The 18,155-nt window shown below is 35.9% G+C and carries 15 protein-coding genes; 8 read left to right on the top strand and 7 right to left on the bottom strand.

Annotated features, from left to right (window positions below):
- Positions 1-92 precede the first annotated feature (92 nt).
- The 4 genes from ybeY to ACLI50_RS18410 form a co-directional block, all read right to left on the bottom strand.
- On the bottom strand, positions 93-512 hold the full coding sequence (gene ybeY / locus ACLI50_RS18425) for an rRNA maturation RNase YbeY (protein WP_034694045.1): 420 nt from the start codon (positions 510-512) through the stop codon (positions 93-95).
- A gap of 5 nt (positions 513-517) precedes the next feature.
- Complete coding sequence (locus ACLI50_RS18420) at positions 518-2,677, bottom strand: patatin-like phospholipase family protein (protein WP_110008959.1); 2,160 nt, start codon at positions 2,675-2,677, stop codon at positions 518-520.
- 2 nt (positions 2,678-2,679) lie between these two features.
- The gene (locus ACLI50_RS18415) at positions 2,680-5,127 is read right to left on the bottom strand and encodes a bifunctional UDP-N-acetylmuramoyl-tripeptide:D-alanyl-D-alanine ligase/alanine racemase (RefSeq protein WP_411414388.1); all 2,448 of its coding nucleotides are present in this window, start codon (positions 5,125-5,127) and stop codon (positions 2,680-2,682) included.
- A 203-nt stretch (positions 5,128-5,330) separates the two neighbouring features.
- Complete coding sequence (locus ACLI50_RS18410; protein ID WP_062672824.1) at positions 5,331-5,918, bottom strand: thymidine kinase; 588 nt, start codon at positions 5,916-5,918, stop codon at positions 5,331-5,333.
- 61 nt (positions 5,919-5,979) lie between these two features.
- On the opposite strand from ACLI50_RS18410, the gene ACLI50_RS18405 reads away from it, so the two are divergent.
- The 4 genes from ACLI50_RS18405 (at position 5,980) to fabG (ending at position 10,569) form a co-directional block, all read left to right on the top strand.
- On the top strand, positions 5,980-7,458 hold the full coding sequence (locus tag ACLI50_RS18405) for a DUF8457 domain-containing protein (protein WP_110008961.1): 1,479 nt from the start codon (positions 5,980-5,982) through the stop codon (positions 7,456-7,458).
- Between the two features lie 2 nt (positions 7,459-7,460).
- A complete protein-coding gene (gene rsmI, locus ACLI50_RS18400; RefSeq protein WP_047377914.1) occupies positions 7,461-8,135 on the top strand; it encodes a 16S rRNA (cytidine(1402)-2'-O)-methyltransferase in 675 nt (224 codons plus the stop codon).
- Between the two features lie 66 nt (positions 8,136-8,201).
- Positions 8,202-9,653, top strand: coding sequence for a WG repeat-containing protein (locus ACLI50_RS18395; protein ID WP_411414387.1), 1,452 nt, complete (start codon positions 8,202-8,204; stop codon positions 9,651-9,653).
- 172 nt (positions 9,654-9,825) lie between these two features.
- The gene (gene fabG / locus ACLI50_RS18390; RefSeq protein WP_137904546.1) at positions 9,826-10,569 is read left to right on the top strand and encodes a 3-oxoacyl-[acyl-carrier-protein] reductase; all 744 of its coding nucleotides are present in this window, start codon (positions 9,826-9,828) and stop codon (positions 10,567-10,569) included.
- Between the two features lie 55 nt (positions 10,570-10,624).
- On the opposite strand, the gene ACLI50_RS18385 is transcribed toward fabG, so the two are convergent.
- On the bottom strand, positions 10,625-11,662 hold the full coding sequence (locus tag ACLI50_RS18385; RefSeq protein ID WP_343643429.1) for a GMP reductase: 1,038 nt from the start codon (positions 11,660-11,662) through the stop codon (positions 10,625-10,627).
- 61 nt (positions 11,663-11,723) lie between these two features.
- On the opposite strand from ACLI50_RS18385, the gene ACLI50_RS18380 reads away from it, so the two are divergent.
- Genes ACLI50_RS18380 through ACLI50_RS18370 form a run of 3 tightly spaced genes read left to right on the top strand, consistent with a single transcriptional unit; the run spans position 11,724 to position 14,126 of the window.
- A complete protein-coding gene (locus tag ACLI50_RS18380; protein ID WP_411414386.1) occupies positions 11,724-12,479 on the top strand; it encodes a prolipoprotein diacylglyceryl transferase in 756 nt (251 codons plus the stop codon).
- Positions 12,476-12,712: a hypothetical protein gene (locus ACLI50_RS18375; RefSeq protein WP_311228504.1), complete on the top strand. Its 237-nt coding sequence runs from the start codon at positions 12,476-12,478 to the stop codon at positions 12,710-12,712. Before ACLI50_RS18380 ends, ACLI50_RS18375 begins: the two co-directional genes overlap by 4 nt.
- 10 nt (positions 12,713-12,722) lie before the next feature.
- Positions 12,723-14,126, top strand: coding sequence for a radical SAM protein (locus ACLI50_RS18370; protein ID WP_411414385.1), 1,404 nt, complete (start codon positions 12,723-12,725; stop codon positions 14,124-14,126).
- A gap of 52 nt (positions 14,127-14,178) precedes the next feature.
- Here ACLI50_RS18370 and surE read toward each other — a convergent pair whose 3' ends face one another.
- Complete coding sequence (gene surE / locus ACLI50_RS18365; protein WP_062672842.1) at positions 14,179-14,967, bottom strand: 5'/3'-nucleotidase SurE; 789 nt, start codon at positions 14,965-14,967, stop codon at positions 14,179-14,181.
- Between the two features lie 366 nt (positions 14,968-15,333).
- Positions 15,334-15,504 carry a lmo0937 family membrane protein gene (locus tag ACLI50_RS18360; RefSeq protein WP_110008970.1) on the bottom strand — a complete coding sequence of 57 codons (171 nt, stop codon included), beginning with the start codon at positions 15,502-15,504 and terminating at the stop codon, positions 15,334-15,336.
- Between the two features lie 342 nt (positions 15,505-15,846).
- Between ACLI50_RS18360 and ACLI50_RS18355 the strand changes: the two genes are divergently transcribed.
- Positions 15,847-17,976, top strand: a complete 2,130-nt coding sequence (locus tag ACLI50_RS18355; RefSeq protein WP_343643836.1) for a carboxy terminal-processing peptidase — start codon at positions 15,847-15,849, stop codon at positions 17,974-17,976.
- Positions 17,977-18,155 lie beyond the last annotated feature (179 nt).

Genomic DNA, 18,155 nt, shown 5'->3' with positions numbered 1-18,155 from the left:
TGAAACATTTTTGGAGAATGTACTCTAGGTAAACTTATATTGTTGCTAGAATAGAGTACTTTAGATGTGGGACTTTAAGTGATTCTTCAATTTTAAAACTTTAAATCCCTGTATTTATCCAGGTACAGATCTTCCATTCTCCGCATCTCTTTTTCTTCCTCTTCCGTCTTATCTTTATAGCCTGCAAGGTGTAAAATACCGTGGGCTAAAACCCTTCTTAATTCTTCTTCATAATCTCGGGAAAGGGTAGAGGCGTTATCAGAAATGCGCTGCAAAGATACGAAAATCTCAGCGCTTATTGTCTTACCTTTTACATAATCAAAAGTGATGATATCTGTATAATAATCATGCTGCAAATAATCCTGATTGATCTTAAGAAGATATTCGTCATCACAGAAAATGTAATTGATTTCTCCTAATTTTTTTCCTTCTGAAAGAATAAGATCTTCCAGCCATTTTTTGTAATCTGTACTTACCGACTCTGGTAAGTTTTCGTAAAAGAACTGTATCATTTTTTTTAAAACCAGTGTCCTAAAATAACACTGAATATACCTTTTTGGTTATTTTTTAGGGAGTGGCTGAAGTTTACTTTTATCTGCCCGAAAGGAGATTTGTAACCAGCTGTAATTCCCAGTGAGCTATAATTTACTTTAACTGCATCCTCAAACTTGATATCGTTTGATAAGTTGGCAAAGGTAAAGTTTCCGCTGATAAAATAGTTTTTATTAAACTTAAACTGGATATCATTAGATGCCAGTATTACATTGTTTGTATACAACTGGGCGAAATAAAATCCACCAAAGCTTTTAAAATTGATGAGATTCTGCTCAAAAATTCCGCCTAATCTGTATTGGTAATAGCCTGGAAGGTTTTCACCGATAGTAACTCCTCCAAACAGATTGAGACGATAGCTGAATTGTTTGCTAAGCGGAATATTAAGCTTAAGGTCCGCTTTGATCTGAATGATTCTTTTATCAACTTCAGACTTTAAAAGATCTACAACCTTTCCTTCTGCTGCAAAATAAACCCCTTTTGTAGGGAATTCCTTATCATCCTGAGTGTCGGTCTTAATAAAAACATAAGGGTTCAGAAAACGGCTGTATCGCCTGTTATCTCCATTGCTGTTTTCTGCTTTAAAATAATCGTGGCTAATACCGCCGCCAATGGCAAATTTATCCTTCCAGGTCGACTGTATATAAGCTTCATTTCTGATCCATTCCCAGCGGTCTACTACATAATTATCTACATTCTTTATATCAAAGCTCATTCCTGATGAATAGAGCCCAACTCCCGGAATGTATCCGTTATCTACAAAATAATTAAGGTAATATCTGAGACGGTCTCCTACAACGAGATCAACCGAAAGGTTTGAATTTTTGAATAAAAGCCTTTTTGCAGAATAATTCAAAAGAAGTCCCGTTTTAAAAACTTCGTCATAATGCAATCCGAATTTTAAAAAATGACGGGCATCATCTTCAGTTACGTAAAGCTTCAGATAATTGGCGTCATTCTCCTGAACGATATCATAATTGATAAATTTGTAGTTGTTGGTAGCAACCAGTTTATCTATCATTTTATTAATGCTTCCATAGGTCTGCAAAGAGGGAAGGCGTAATCCCATTTTTCCCAGCGTGTAGTTTTTACCATAAATTTTGCTTCCTTCAATGGAAATACTGTCTATTTTATAAACATTGGAATATATAGGGTTCACCTGTTGTCTGAGACGGTCAAATGATCTCTTTGGCAGTTGGTCTAATACCTGGGAATATTTCATACCTTCCACATATCCGCTGTCGAGAATTTTCTTTTTATCATCGTAGCTTGTAGCAGACATTCCTTTCAGATTGGGTTTAATATTGATATCTGTATATCTGTATTGTCTTCGGGTATCTCTTTTGATACCGAAATCTATGACCTGGTTCAGAATGGCTATAATATTGTTTAAATCTTCTCTTTTAGAAAGATCCTGATTAAGGTCCACACCAATGACAATGTCAATTCCTTTGTCCTTTAGAGGCTTTGACGGATAGTTTACCGTCATTGCTCCGTCTATATAAATGCTGTCACCAATTTTTACGGGATCCATTAAAGAAGGAAACGCAGAACTTGCCATAATAGACTGTACGAGATCTCCTTTTTCAAAAATCTGCATATTTCCGCTTTCAAGATTGGTGGCAACACATAGGAATGGGATAGGCATTTTAGAAAAGTCTTCAATATTGGAAACGTTTTTGAAAAGTTCTTTCAGAAGATAAACGTTTCTCTGGCCGGTGCTGATGGAAGAGGGAAGTGTAATTTTTCCGTTTTTAAGCGGAATGGATAAAAGATATTTGTCTACGGATTTGTTGAAAAAGCTTGCTTCCTGCCGGGACTTCGGATCCATAATCAGAGAATAGAAATCCGTATCCATGACTATTTTTTCTATTTCTTTTCCGGAATAGCCTGCGGCGTACAATCCGCCTACGATGGCTCCCATACTCGTTCCGGAAATGTAATCCACTTTCACTCCCAATGAATCCAGCACTTTAAGAACTCCAACATGTGAAAATCCTTTGGCTCCGCCACCGGCCAGAGACAGGCCTATTTTTGGATTCTTCGGAATTACCAGATTTTTTTTTACCTGAGAATGGATCAATAACAGTGGGAATATGAAAAGCAGAATCAGGAGTTTTCTCATAGTTAATCTTTTATATAAATCCGTTTCACCCGCGGGGAAATGGAGGTTAATACTTCATAGGTTATCGTTTTGCAGTATCCTGCGAATTCTTTTAAGCTTGGTTTGGCGTTGAAAACAGTTACTGTATCACCTTCCTTTACATTCGGAATATGGTCAACATTGATCATCATCATATCCATACAGATATTTCCAACGATGGGTGCCAGTGTTTTGTTAATTCCGACATTTCCTACCTGATTTCCGATCAGTCTTGGAATTCCGTCCGCATATCCCACAGGAATTGTTGCAATTCTTGTAGGATGATCTGCTTTATACCTTCTGCTGTATCCTACCGACTCCCCGTTTTCAACGGTTGATATTTGTGAAATTACGGTTTTAAAACTTACAACAGATCGTAATTGTTTCTGAATTTCAGCATCTGCTGATTCTCCCAGCATTCCGATACCAATTCTCACCATATCATGCTGATGATCTTTATAGCTGGTAATTCCTGCTGAATTCAGGATGTGGCGGATAGGAGTGTAACCCAGTTTTTCAATAAGATAGCTGGAATTTTTTTCGAAAACCTCCAGTTGTTTTAAAGTGAATTCTTTTTCTTCAGGCATATCAGAAGAAGATAGATGACTGAACATACTTTGAACCTTTACATTTTTATGGCTTAAAGTTTCGTTTAATTGATCCAGCTCAAAGTCTTTAAAACCAAGACGGTGCATTCCCGTTTCCAACTTGATATGGATTGGATACTTCTTATCATATCCGGATTTCTGAACCGCTTCATAGAATAATTCCAAAACTCTGAAACTGTAGATTTCAGGTTCAAGGTTGTATTCAATAATTGTCTGATAACTGTGCTGTTCGGGATTCATCACAATAATAGGAGTAGTGATTCCTTTTTTTCTGAGCTCTACACCTTCATCTGCATAGGCTACCCCAAGATAATCTATATGATGATGCTGAAGAAATTCTGATACTTCAAAGCTTCCCAGCCCGTAAGCGTTGGCTTTCACCATTGCCATCATTTTAGTTCCCGGTTTCAGCAATGATTTATGATAGTTGATATTGTGAAGAATTGCATTAAGGTTTACTTCCAATACCGTATCATGCTTTCTGAGTTCAAGAATATCTTTCAGTTTTTCGATCTCAAATTTTCTGGCTCCTTTGAGCAGAATAATCTGATTTTCTATTTCAGTAAGATGTTTGCTTTCAATGAGCTCTTTAGTATCAATAAAAGTATATGTTTTAGTTTTAAATAATTCACTAAAGTTTGATATTTCATCACCAATTAAGAAGACAGAGTCAAAATTTTGCTCATTCACCAGTTCAGAAACTTCTTCATATAATTCTTTGGCGTTGGAGTTTACTCCTACAATATCTGTTAAGACCAGTGATTTTTTAGATTTGTTGTATTCATTCAAAAACTGCAGGGCAGTCTTCAAAGAGTCGAGGTCAAGATTAAAAGAATCATTGATGATAATATTGCCTTTAATTCCTTCAATGGCTTCAAGCCTCATTTCAACGGCTTTTAAAAGGTTGATTTTTTCAACGATCTTTTTATTTTCGATATTCAGTTCCTTAAGCACGGAGATAAGCGCCATAGCATTGGTTAATGTAGCTTCGTCTCTCTGATGCGCAGGAAAACTGATTTCTTCACCCAAATATTCAACAATGATGTTTTCATCTTTGGAAATATTGTTTTTGATGAAAACCTGATTCTCTTTTTTAAAACCGTAAGAAATTAATTTTTTATCAGAATAGGATTTTTTAATTTTTTGATCAACCAAAAAATTATCTCCATTATAAATGATCACTTCAGAATTTTTGAAAAGAATAATTTTTTCATTAATCAATTCTTCCTCGGAAGAAAAGTTGGCCGCGTGAGCAGTTCCGATATGCGTGAGCAGTCCGATCTGAGGGTGGAAAATATTTTCAAGTTTTTCCATTTCATGCGGTTTTGAAATTCCCACTTCAAAAATTCCCAGTTGATGAGAATTGTTGATTTGAAGAAGAGACAGCGGAAGGCCGATCTGGGAATTAAAACTCTTAGGGCTTTTCACTGTAGGAAATTCATTCCACAGACATTGATAGAGCCATTCTTTTAATATAGTTTTACCATTACTTCCCGTAATCCCGATGGATTGTAAATGAGAATGTTCAAAATGATACTTTGCTAACTTTTGAAGAAACTCTACAGAATTTTCAACAATGATCCAGGTTATATTTTCAAACGCCGGATAATGATGTTCAGAAATAATGACATTGATTCCCTTGTCCATTGCAGACTCAATAAATTTTTCACCGGAATTTTTGTGAGTATTGATCGCAATGAAAGCTGTATTCTTGATAGAATAAATAATCCTGCTGTCGTATGCTATATTTTTGATCAATAAACTTCCGTCACCAATGAACTGTGAATTGGTGATCTCTGCAATGTGTTGTACTGTATAATTCATTGGTACCCTTTCTGCTTTTTTTAGCGAAACGGCAAAAAGGTAAAATAGTAAAAGGGCTAAGATTTATGACATCATCCGGTTTTTCCTTTTTAAATATTTTACAGTGTAGCTTTTTCGCTTTTCATTTTATATTAGTGAATATATTTTACGGTTTATAGCAAACAGTTTTACAATTTAGTGATTTCGTCGTCTGCTTTATCCGATTATTTTCTTTTTGAAAGTACTTCGTCAATAAAAACACGGCGGCTTACTGCTTCATAACTTTCTGTTTCTCCCAGTTCCACCAGATTATCTCCCTGTGAAGTTCTCATCGAGTAGTTGGCAAGATTACCGGTTCTCTTACAAATAGCATGCACTTTTGTAACATACTCTGCAGTTGCCATCAAATTGGGCATTGGCCCGAACGGACGGCCTAAAAAGTCCATATCCAATCCTGCAATAACGACTCTGATCCCGCTATTGGCGAGCTGGTTGGCAACATCAACAATGCTTTCATCAAAAAACTGAGCTTCATCAATGGCTACTACATCACAATTGGAAGCCAGCAGAAGAATTTCATTAGGGTTTTCTACTGCTGTACTGCGGATTTTATTCTGATTATGGGAAACTACATCTTCTTCAGAATACCGTACATCCATTTTGGGTTTAAAAATTTCCACATTCTGTCCTGCCATTTCCGCTCTTCGCAATCTGCGGATAAGTTCCTCGGTTTTACCGGAAAACATAGAGCCACAAATTACTTCCATCCAACCACTTTGTTTGGAATGATTAATTGTATTTTCTAAAAACATTTGTTAAATTAGCCGTATATTTTTAACATCAAAAGTAAGCAATTTTAATAAGAATCTTATTATGCAGAATATCCAAGATTTAAAGGAAAAGATTTTTTTTGAATCCATGAATATCATTGATAATCTGGACAAAATAAGTAATATAGACGAATTACTTTCCAAGCAAGATCTTGTAGATGAGCTTGCTAACAGGATTTCTTTTTTGAAACTGCTGGAAAAAAATATCGAATACTTCGTAACAGATAATACGGCACAAAATCCGGAGCATCAGTATGTCTCTTTTGTTTCAGGAGAAACAGAACATCATGATACAGGAAGTGAAGTAACCGAAGAGGAGGCTATTTTCAATAATGAACTGAACGAAATTGATGAAAATGAAGTTTTTTCTGAGGAATCTGAAGAAGAAGCCGTTTTCAATAATCAGCTGAATGAAATTGTTGAAAACGAATTCCATGAAAATATCGTAAGCTTTGTAGAAGAAAATAAGACTGAAAACGCACCTGAAAATCAGGAACAGGATTTTGGAAATGAAACGCTGGAAGAAGAAGCAGTTTTTAATAATCAGCTGAATGAAATTGATGAAAATGAAATTTCAGAAGAACAAAGAGCTGTTCTGAGTTTTGTGGATGAGGATAAAATCCTTGCAGATTCTACACCGGATTCGGATGAAGATCTTAACGAAGATCTGTTTTATAATGAAGTCACAGAGGAAGAAGCTGTTTTCACTAATCAGCTCAATGAAATAGAAGAACAGGAAGATGAAATTATTGTGACGAAATCTGAAAAAGAAACGGATTCTGTTGTAGTAAATGATGTAAAATCTTCTGTAACGGAAACAATTCCGAGCATTTTTGATACAGAGACGCTGGATGATGAAATACTGATTGAAGAAAACGAAGAACAATTTGTGGCTTCAAACATTTCCATAGAACAGGGAGAAATGGCTACAGAGACTTCCAATGTAGAAAATATTCTGAGTGAGATCAAAAATGACCACTCTGAAGAACCTGTAAAAGAAGAAAGTATTCTTGCTGAAGTCTATGATCGCAGAAAGATTGTCGAAATCGACAAGCCTGTTCCCGAAGAAACAGATAAACATCGTTCCGATGAAAGCTTCGAAAATTTAGAAGAATACCATCGGGAGAAAAAAATAAAATTAGCCAATATCAAAGGAATGAAGGCTGTTCAGTCACTTTTTGATGACGACCACCTGGAACTTTCCAAGGAAGAAAAAACAGCTCCTGTTGTTAAAGAAGATACAGGAAGTATTCTGAAATCCAATATTCCAACCCAATTCATGGAAGCAGATAAGCTGAAACCTGAATTTAAGCTGGATCTGAATGACAGACTTGCCTTCACGAAGATGCTTTTTGAAGGAAGCCAGGCAGATCTGAATGATACCGTTTATCAGCTGAACCAATTCAGAACACTGGAAGAAGCCAAAGAATACCTGAGTGATCTGTACTATGACAGAAAATGGAATAAGGTGGATGAATATGCACAGAGACTTTGGATATTGGTGGAAAATAAATTTTTATAATTTTGAGCGGAATCCTATATTTTGTTCCCACACCCGTTGGGAATCTGGAAGATATGACATTCAGGGCAGTAAATGTTCTGAAAGAAGTAGATTATATTTTATGTGAAGACACCAGAACTTCAGGAATACTTTTAAAACATTTTGAGATTTCCAAGCCCTTAAAGTCTTATCATTTACATAATGAGCATCAGGCAACGGAGAAAGTGATTACAGACCTTAAAAACGGGCAGAATATTGCTATTATTACCGATGCAGGAACTCCCGGTATTTCAGATCCCGGATATTTGCTGGCCAAAGCAGGAGCAGATAATAATATTGACATGATTTGCCTTCCCGGAGCTACGGCGCTCATTCCGGCACTTGTTGTTTCGGGGCTTCCTAATAATGAATTTCTATTCGCAGGATTTCTGCCGCAGAAAAAAGGAAGACAAACCAAACTGAAGCAGCTTGCAGAAGAAAAAAAGACCATCGTTTTGTACGAGAGCCCTCATAAGATTAATACCACTCTGGAACAGATCAAAGAATTCTTCGGAGAAGAAACCAAAGTAAGCTTAAGCCGTGAGATTTCTAAGAAATTTGAAGAAACTAAAAGAGGAACAATCAATGAATTAATTGAGTTCTCCAAGAGTAAAACTTTAAAAGGAGAGATCGTCCTTATTGTCAATAATTCTATTTAATTTTCTTTGAAAAAATTAGTTTTTGTATTGTGTTCTGTAGTCTGTACAGCACAAACTAACCAATATATGAAGGTGATCCTGTCGAAAAAGACGGGGAAAGAAATCAGTTCTTATTCTGAAGGATATGGAACATTCTACGATACTGATTATAAGAAACAGGGAATTGTGGATTCTTTGGGAACTATTACATTTGAATCTCCTTACAAAGGAAGTATTCTGCATGTTTTCAAAAACCGGTTTATTCTTTATTCTGAGGAAGGAAATGGCAGAAAATCAGCTGTTATTGACGAAAAGGGAAAAGAACTTATTCCTCTGAACGATCAGGAATTTAATACACCCTGGTGGAGTGAAGAATGCATTATTTCATCAAAACAGAATTCAGAAGCTGTTTATGATTTTAACGGAAAGGAAATCATTCCTTATTCGGAAAAAATCCGTTTTTCAGGGAAGAACAGACTTTTTGTTTTAAAAGATAAAAAATGGTTTCTGTATGATTTTAACGGGAAACAGCTCAGCACGCGGGAATTTAAAGAAGACTACAGCTTTGAAGATGACAGGGCACTTATCATTAATGAAAATGGAGAAAGTGAAATCATTGGTAATAACGGACAAACGCTGCATAAATTTTCTAAACAGGTTGTAAACATCAATGCTTATCCTTATCTGATTACTAAAAATAAAAGTACAGGAAAGTACGGTTTGATTGATGCAGAAGACAATACGATTGCCGAAGAAATCTTTAACGATATCACCCCGGAATATTTTGGCAAAAAAGAATATATCTATCTTACAAAAAACGGAAAGACAACAGTTTTCAGTAAGAAAGACGGAAAGCTGTATGCACAGACTTTTAAATATGTAAATCCTTTATTGGGTAATTTGTTCAGTGTTTATAATGATAAAGCAAAAAAATCCGGCATTATAGACCTGCAGGGTAACATCATTTTTCCTCAGGAATACGATTTTATCAAAAGTTTTACTATTTCCGGAAAAGATTTTATTTACCTTAAAAAAGAAAATGAAGAACAATTCTTAGATAAAGATCTTAAAAATATTGTAGGAGACGGAGTTCAGATTTTCGGGTTTTATCCCGACAATCTTATCATTGGAAAGCAGGACCGCTATTATAGATTTTCTGTAAAAGATCATTCTATATCTGAGTTGAAAAATATCAGCGAGATTAAAAATGAAGATGTTGACTATTTTAATCCTCTCAATCAGTATTCAAAACCTTTGGTCTGCAGAAATACAGACAACTTTTATGGAATCCTGGATGGGAAGGGAACAGAAATTGTACCGTTTGTATACGAAGATATTATCACATTCGGAAATGCTGAAAATGAAATTGTCGTTAAAAAAGAAGGAAAATTTGGGGTTTCCAATTTTCAGAATGAGCCTTTGAAAGACATTATTTATGAAAAATATTTCTGGCAGAAAGAGGTATTAAGACTGGATAAAAGTAAAAAAACAGACTTTATTTATTTCACCAGATTTAAAAATAATTATGTTCAACTTTAATGAAAATCCTGATATTCATCAAAAAAAAGCTAGTATTTTGACAATTTAAATGGGTTGAATAACATTTTATAATATCTTTGCAAACCGTTTAATTCCAGAAAGGAATTGTAGAAACATGAAGAGGCAGCTGTCACTAGCTGAACGAGTTATAAAAAAATAATTGTCAATAGATATGAAAATATTAGAAGGAAAAGTAGCACTAATTACCGGAGCTACAAGAGGAATCGGTAAGGGAATTGCTGAAATGTTTGCTCAGCAGGGAGCAAAAGTAGCATTTACCTACGCTGGCTCTGTAGACAAAGCAAAAGAATTAGAAGCAGCTTTAAGTTCTGTAACCCAAATTAAAGGATATCAGTCTGACGCATCAGATTATGATGCTGCTCAGAAATTGGTGGAGGAAGTGATGGCAGAGTTCGGGCAGATTGATATTTTGGTAAACAATGCAGGGATTACAAAAGATAACCTGTTGTTGAGAATGTCCAAAGAAGATTGGGATCAAGTAATCAAAGTAAATTTAGATTCAGTTTTCAACCTTACAAAGGCAGTAATTAAGCCGATGATGAAGGCAAGATCAGGATCTATCATCAATATGACTTCTGTAGTAGGTGTGAAAGGAAATGCCGGACAAGCCAACTATGCAGCTTCTAAAGCCGGAGTTATTGGGTTTACAAAATCTGTGGCATTGGAATTAGGATCAAGAAATATCAGATGTAATGCGATTGCTCCCGGATTTATTGAAACAGAAATGACGGCTGTTCTGGATGAAAAAACCGTTCAGGGATGGAGAGAAGAAATTCCAATGAAGAGAGGAGGTCAGCCAGCGGATATCGCCAATGCATGTGTATTCTTAGGCAGCGAAATGTCTGCATACATTACCGGACAGACGTTAAACGTTGACGGTGGAATGTTAACATAACAATATAAAAAGGCTGCATATCATTTATGCAGCCTTTTTATATTTCTTTGATTTTTTAGTTAAAAATCTGATTTTCCTGCTCCTGAACTCTTATAAAAGTAGTTCTCTTGGAAAGTTCTTTAAGCTTTGAAGCACCTACGTAAGTACAAGTAGATCGTACACCTCCTAAAATATCCTTTACCGTTTCTGAAACAGGACCCTTATAAGCTACTTTTACTGTTTTTCCTTCAGAAGCACGATATTCTGCCACACCTCCGGAATGCTTATCCATGGCTGTTTTAGAACTCATTCCATAGAAAAGGCGATATTTTTTACCGTTTTCTTCAATCATTTCGCCACCACTTTCATCATGTCCGGCAAACATTCCGCCCAGCATGACGAAATCTGCACCGCCACCGAAAGCTTTTGCTACGTCACCGGGAACTTTGCATCCGCCGTCAGCAATGATATGTCCTCCCAAACCGTGTGCAGCATCTGCACATTCAATAATCGCAGAAAGTTGAGGATATCCCACTCCTGTTTTTACTCTGGTCGTACACACAGACCCAGGTCCAATACCTACTTTAATGATATCTGCACCTACCAGAAGAAGTTCTTCTACCATTTCTCCGGTAACCACATTTCCTGCTATAATAATTTTATCCGGAAAATTGGCTCTTGCTTTCTTCACAAATTCAACGAAATGTTCAGAATAGCCATTGGCTACATCGATACATAGAAACTCAATTTTTGGGTGCTTATTGAGAATCTGTTTTATTTTCTCTTCATCAGCTTTTCCGGTTCCGGTACTCAGTGCAATATACTGATGAATACTTTCAGGCTGGCTGTTGAGAAACTTGCTCCATTCCTCAGGAGTATAATGCTTATGAACCGCGGTAATAATTTTCTCCTTGGCCAGTTCCACTGCCATTTCAAAAGTTCCTACCGTATCCATATTGGCTGCAATTACGGGGACTCCTGTCCATCTTTTCCTGGTATGTTTAAAGGTAAATTCTCTCAGTAAATCAACTTCCGAACGGGATTTCAAAGTAGAACGCTTAGGGCGGAACATTACATCCTTGAACCCCAGTTTTATGTCATATTCTATACGCATTTTGTAATTATTTGTCAGAATAAAGGTAGTGAATAATATGAAATAGTGTATTTTTGAAATAATGGATTTTCCTGTAACATTTCATATTTTCGGCAAAACAATCCTTGCGCATCCGCTTTTTGAGGCTGCCGGAATGTTTTTGGGCATGAGATATTATTTTTATCTGAAACGTAAGGCTAAAGAAAAACTTTCTTTCAATACTTCTGCTGCGGTTTTAATTGGTGCTACTGCCGGAGCTTTGATCGGTTCCAAGCTGATCGGTAATCTTGAAAATCCTTATGCATTATTTGAAAATTTTTCCTTCAGAAAGGTCTGGTCAAACAATACTATTGTAGGCGGACTGGCTTTTGGTTTATTGGGAGTAGAGCTGGCAAAAAAGATTGTACATCATAAAGAAAGTACGGGAGATCTTATTGTTTTCCCTCTGATATTGGCCATGATTATAGGCAGAATAGGATGTTTTCTTACAGGTATTGGTGAAGAGACATATGGTATTCCTAGTGATTCTGTTTTTGGGATGCATTTGGGGGACCAATATCTCAGACATCCTGTTGCCTTGTATGAAATAGCCTTTTTAATTCTTCTTTGGATAGGATTAAAGTATATTCAGAATCGTAAGAAGTACGCCTCCGGTTTTATTTTTCAGCTGTTTATGCTCAGCTATTTTACATTCAGATTCCTTTTGGATTTTATAAAACCAAGGGTAGAAATCATTGGAAATATAGGTACGATTCAAATGGTGTGTATCTGTGTAATTATTTACTACATTTATAAAATAAAAAATACCGGATCTTTATATTTAAAATATTCAAGATGAAAACATTAACTATTTTAGAAGGGAATCTCAATCTGGCTGGGGTAGTGATAATGATTATTGGTGCAATTATTTTGGCTGCACTAGTTTTTTCCCTCATCGTCGCTTTTATTACAAAACTTATTTACGAAAGAAAGGGAGACAGGAAATTCACCAGAAAACAATTTATCCAGACCATGCTGATATCTCTTCTGATCTGTGGATTGATCAGCGGTTATATTTGCGGAGGACTTTAAAAAATTTGCTATGCCAGTAAGAAATTATACTTATTATGATTATACCATCAGTCTTTGCCCGGAATGTCTTAAAAGGGTAGGTGCCAAAATCATTATTGAGGATGAAGCTGTTTTTATGACCAAAAGATGTCCGGATCATGGATTTTTTAAAACAAAAATAGCTTCTGACGTACAGTATTATAAAAATATAAGAAACTATAATAAAGCCTCTGAAATGCCCTTTCATTTCGGAACCGATGTGGAATATGGATGTCCCTATGATTGTGGACTATGTGTAGATCATGAACAGCATAGCTGTCTTTCTATCGTAGAAGTTACAGATCGTTGTAATCTGACCTGTCCAACCTGCTATGCAATGTCCTCACCCCATTATGGAAGTCACAGAAGCCTGGAAGAAATTGAGGCTATGTTTGATGTTATTGTAAAAAATGAAGGGGAACCGGACGTGGTGCAGATCAGTGGAGGAGAACCTACAATCCATCCGGAATTTTTCAAAATTATGGATATTGCCAAATCAAAACCGATCAAACATCTGATGCTGAACACCAACGGAATCAGAATAGCCAATGATCCGGGATTTGCTGAACGATTGGCGACCTATGCTCCCGAGTTTGAAATTTACCTTCAGTTTGATTCATTTAAACCTGAAGTCCTGGAAGATTTCAGAGGGAAGGATCTTACCGCGGTCAGAATGAAAGCATTGGAAAAACTCAATGAGCTTAACCTTTCTACGACACTGGTTATTGTTCTTCAAAAAGATAAAAATATTGATGAAATTGGAAAAATTATAGAATTTGCCCTAAAACAGAAGTGCGTAAGAGGAATAACCTTTCAGCCGGTTGAAATTGCCGGAAGAAACCGGGAAGATTCTGCTCATGAAAAAATTACCTTAACTGAAGTAAGACAGGAAATTATCAATCAGTTTCCGTTATTAAATTCTGATGATATTATTCCCGTTCCATGTAATCCGGATGCGCTGGCTATGGGATATATCTTGAAACTGCAGGGCGAAACAATCCCTTTAACCCGGTATATCAATCCTGCAGATCTTCTGAATAATGAATCAAGGAATACCATTGTTTATGAACAGGATAAAGGATTGCATATGCAGCTGCTGGATATTTTCAGCACCGGAATTTCCGTAGATAAAGTTCAGCCTAAAGTCAATCAGTTACTGTGCTGCCTTCCGGATGTTTGTGCTCCGGATCTCGACTATGATAACCTTTTCAGAATAATTATCATGAACTTTATGGATGCTCATGATTTTGATGTAAGAGCGGTGAAGAAGTCATGCGTACATATTGTCAATAAAGACCTGAAGCTAATACCTTTTGAAACCATGAACCTCTTTTACAGAGATGAAAAAAAGGCTTATCTTGAAGAACTCAGGAAAGAAGATAAAGTATTATTTTAACAATATAAAAACAAAGCGTGAAATCCAATTTCACGCTTTTATTATTTCCTTGTTATTTTACTTCTTTTACATCTTCAAAAGTCATTACTTCCTCCAATGTTTTCATATATTCATAGGCAGTAAGATCAAACTTTACCGGAACAATAGAAATATATCCATTGGCCAATGCTGTTTCATCAGCATCTTCAGAATCATCCATATTGTTGAAATAACCTGTCAGCCAGTAATATTTTTTACCATGAGGATTTACTCTCTCATCAAAGCTTTCTTCCCATTTGGCATTGGCCTGTTTACAGACTTTTACTCCTTTAATCTCTTCCGCCGGAAGTTTAGGAATATTTACGTTCAGTACAACTCCTTTTGGCATTGGGTTTTCCAATGTTCTTCTTACAATATTCTGAATAAATTCTTTAGCCTGAGTGAAATCTGCTTCCCAGCTGAAATCCAGTAATGAGAATCCAATGGCAGGAATTCCTTCTACACCTGCTTCTACTGCAGCCGACATGGTCCCTGAATAGATTACATTGATAGAAGAATTTGCCCCGTGATTGATTCCTGAAACCACAATATCGGGTCTTCTGGTCAGGATTTTATCAAGAGCCATTTTTACACAGTCAACAGGAGTTCCGCTACAGGAAAAATCTGTCTGCGGGCCATCCAGAGTAACTTCTTCGTAGCTTAGGGTAGAATTAATGGTAATAGCGTGGCCTTTTCCACTTTGAGGAGAATTGGGGGCAACAACCACTACTTCTCCGATTTCATTCATAAAATTTACAAGATTTCTGATACCAGGAGCTGTAATTCCGTCGTCATTAGTCACCAGAATAAGTGGTCTTTCCATAAATTATCTTTAATTTTTTATTTAAACAGAGTGAGTTTGTTCATTTTCAGAATTGAACAAATAGATTTTCAACACATCAAATGTAGGTAAAAATCAGACGCCATAAAATACCAGATTGGGATTGGCTGTTGTGAAATAGAAATAAAATCCTTCTGCTTTTGCTTCAGAGATTGAAGATCAATGCACCGATAAAGAAAAATGCCAGAAGCAGAATATCTGACTAAAATGAAGGAATTTTAATATGAATTTTAGTTCATCAAACTCAGAATTTTACAGGTGCCTCCCATGAAAATCTCTTGTTATCCTGTGAAGAACACCTGTAAAGCCTGATAATTTTAATGTTAAGTGGTCGTACAAAATAATAAACTAGTCGAGAGGTTTTCTACCGGAAATGATATTATAAAGAATAACAATAATAGCAATAACCAGTAAAACGTGAATTAAATAACCTGTGCTCATTCCGGGAACAACTCCTAGCATTCCCAATAGCCAAACAACGATGCAGATGACTGCTACTAACCATAATAAACTTTTCATGACTTAATATTTTGAATTTGTATGGTTAATTCTCTGCATATTTTATGCCTTTATGGCTAAAAATTGATTTTTGTGGTATGTGTTTCTGTTTTTAGATTAAAAATTAAAAATTTAGGTGTGTTTGAAAAAAGGATTGATCTGTATCACTTTATAACGAAACTGTCTGATAATAGGAAATGGCTCATACTGTCCTGATTATTTGTAAATCTCTTTAAATAAAAATGATCAAAACTGTCGATATTTGTAAATAAGGTATTAAATTTGATCATTTGTAACAGTACCAAACTTACTGCTACTAATTATTATACTTATTTTAAAAAAATTAATAAATAAAGACAGTTTATGTGGAAAAATTTCAAACTGAATAAATTTTTACTCCTTATTCCATTAACCAGTCTAATGTTTTGTTTCAACTCGCCACAGAATGACGATGAAAAGATGCAGACGATAATGGTGAGCGTAAAAAACACACTTTCTTATCTGCATTATAGCCCGAAATCTATCAATGATGCCTATTCGAAGGACGTTTATAAGCATTATTTCGAATTGGTAGATCCAGCGAAAAGATATTTTCTGCAATCTGATATGGATGAATTCAGCAAGCATGAAACAAAGCTTGATGACTATATCGGACAAGGTGATCTTACATTCTATAAGCTTACCATTGACAGACTTTACCAGAGAGTGGATGAGATTGATAAAATCACACAGGATATCTTCAGCAAGCCCATCAATCTTCAGGAAGATGAAACGCTTACTCTTGAGCCCAAACTAAAAAAAGTACCTGCCAACAAACAGGAACAGTATAATGAGTGGAAAAAATTCATCAAATACAACATCCTCCAGGAAGTTGAGTCGATGAACAGCAAAGAAGAAGCTCAGAAAGAAAAGAAAGACTCTGTTCAGAAATACAAACTGAAAGATACGATCAAGTTTAAGCCACTTACTCAGGACGAGAAGATCAAAAAAGCGACTGATGAGGTAAAAGACCTTGTAAAAGATACTTTCACGAGATTCAAAAAGAGAAAGAAAATGGATTGGTTTACCGTGTATATGAATGCGTATACTGAAGTATTTGATCCGCACACCAACTATTATTCTCCAAAAGATAAAGAAGATTTTGATACCCAGTTCACCGGAAAAGTAATTGGTATCGGAGCCCTGATCCAGGAGAAAAAAGGAAACCTTTACTTAGGAGCGCTTACCATTGGTGCACCGGCATGGAAATCCAAGCAGCTTTCAGAAGGAGATAAAATCCTGAAAGTAAGATCAAAACCGAAAGAAGATGCTGTAAATGTGGTAGGAATGCTTTCTGATGAAGCGGTAAGATTAATCAGAGGTGAAAAAGGAACTCCGGTAACCTTAACTGTTCAGAAAAAAGATGGTACTATTAAAGATGTAACCATGATCCGTGAAGAGGTTGCTATCGAAGATACATTTGCAAGAAGTATTGTAGTGAATGCTCCAAATGGTAAGAAATACGGTTTCATCAACCTGCCAAGCTTTAATGCTGACTTTGAAAATGCCAAAGGAAGAAATGCTTCTGATGACATCAAAAATGAGATTATTAAGCTTAAAGCCCAGAATATTGAAGGAATTATTCTTGACCTTAGAAATAATGGCGGAGGTTCTTTAACTGAAGTAGGCGATATTATGGGACTTTTCATGGAGGCCGGGCCTTATGTTCAGGTGAAAGACGGAAATGGAAAAATACAGACGCTTAAAAATAAAAATGAAACTCCTATCTGGACTGGTCCGCTTGTCATTATGCAAAATGAACTTTCCGCTTCAGCTTCAGAAATTCTTGCAGGAGTAATGCAGGATTATGGTAGAGCGATGATTATCGGATCTCCACAATCTTTCGGAAAAGGAACTGTTCAGACTTTTGTGGATCTGAACAGATTCCTGAATACAGAAGATGATTTCGGATCTTTAAAACTGACGATCCAGAAATTCTACAGAATTACCGGAGAATCTACCCAGAGAAAAGGAATTGTTTCTGATATCCAGATGAAAGACTTCTTTACGTATGCTGAAGTAGGAGAGCGATATGATGATTATGCATTGGCGTGGGATAAAATTCCACCTACAAAATTCCAGAAACTGAATTATTTCAATATCCAGGCTCTGGAGAAGGCAAGTGCAGACAGAATGGCTAAAAACAGCAATTATCAGTTGCTATTAGAATCTGCTCAGTGGAGAGAAAAACTGGATAAAGAAGAAAATATCACATTGAATATTACAAAATTCAATGAGCTGATGAAGAACAGAAAATCTCAGATTGAAAAGTTCAAGGCTTTGACAAAATTTGAAAACGGTCTTCAGTTCATCATGTATCCAAGTGAAATTGAAAGAGAGAAAAAAGACGAAGCTTTCAAGAAAAAATCTGAAATGTGGATTAAGAACCTGAAAAAAGATCTTTACCTGCAGGAAGCAATGAATATTGTATCGGATATGGGAGCTAAATCCTAAACATAAAAAAACCGCTAATCAAAAAGATTAGCGGTTTTTTTTATTGAATAAATGTCTCGTCCTGAAATAGCGATACACAAAAAAGAATCGTTATGGCAGAAACATTAACATCCACGTACATTAAACGTACACAGAAGGATTACAGTTTAAGTTTAAAACTTCAAATCGTGAAAGAAGTT

The organism is Chryseobacterium cupriresistens (assembly GCF_046614675.1).
In the GTDB taxonomy this organism is placed as follows: domain Bacteria; phylum Bacteroidota; class Bacteroidia; order Flavobacteriales; family Weeksellaceae; genus Chryseobacterium; species Chryseobacterium cupriresistens.
The sequence above is the reverse complement of the archived record's forward strand: the minus strand, read 5'-3'. Positions and strand labels throughout refer to the sequence as shown.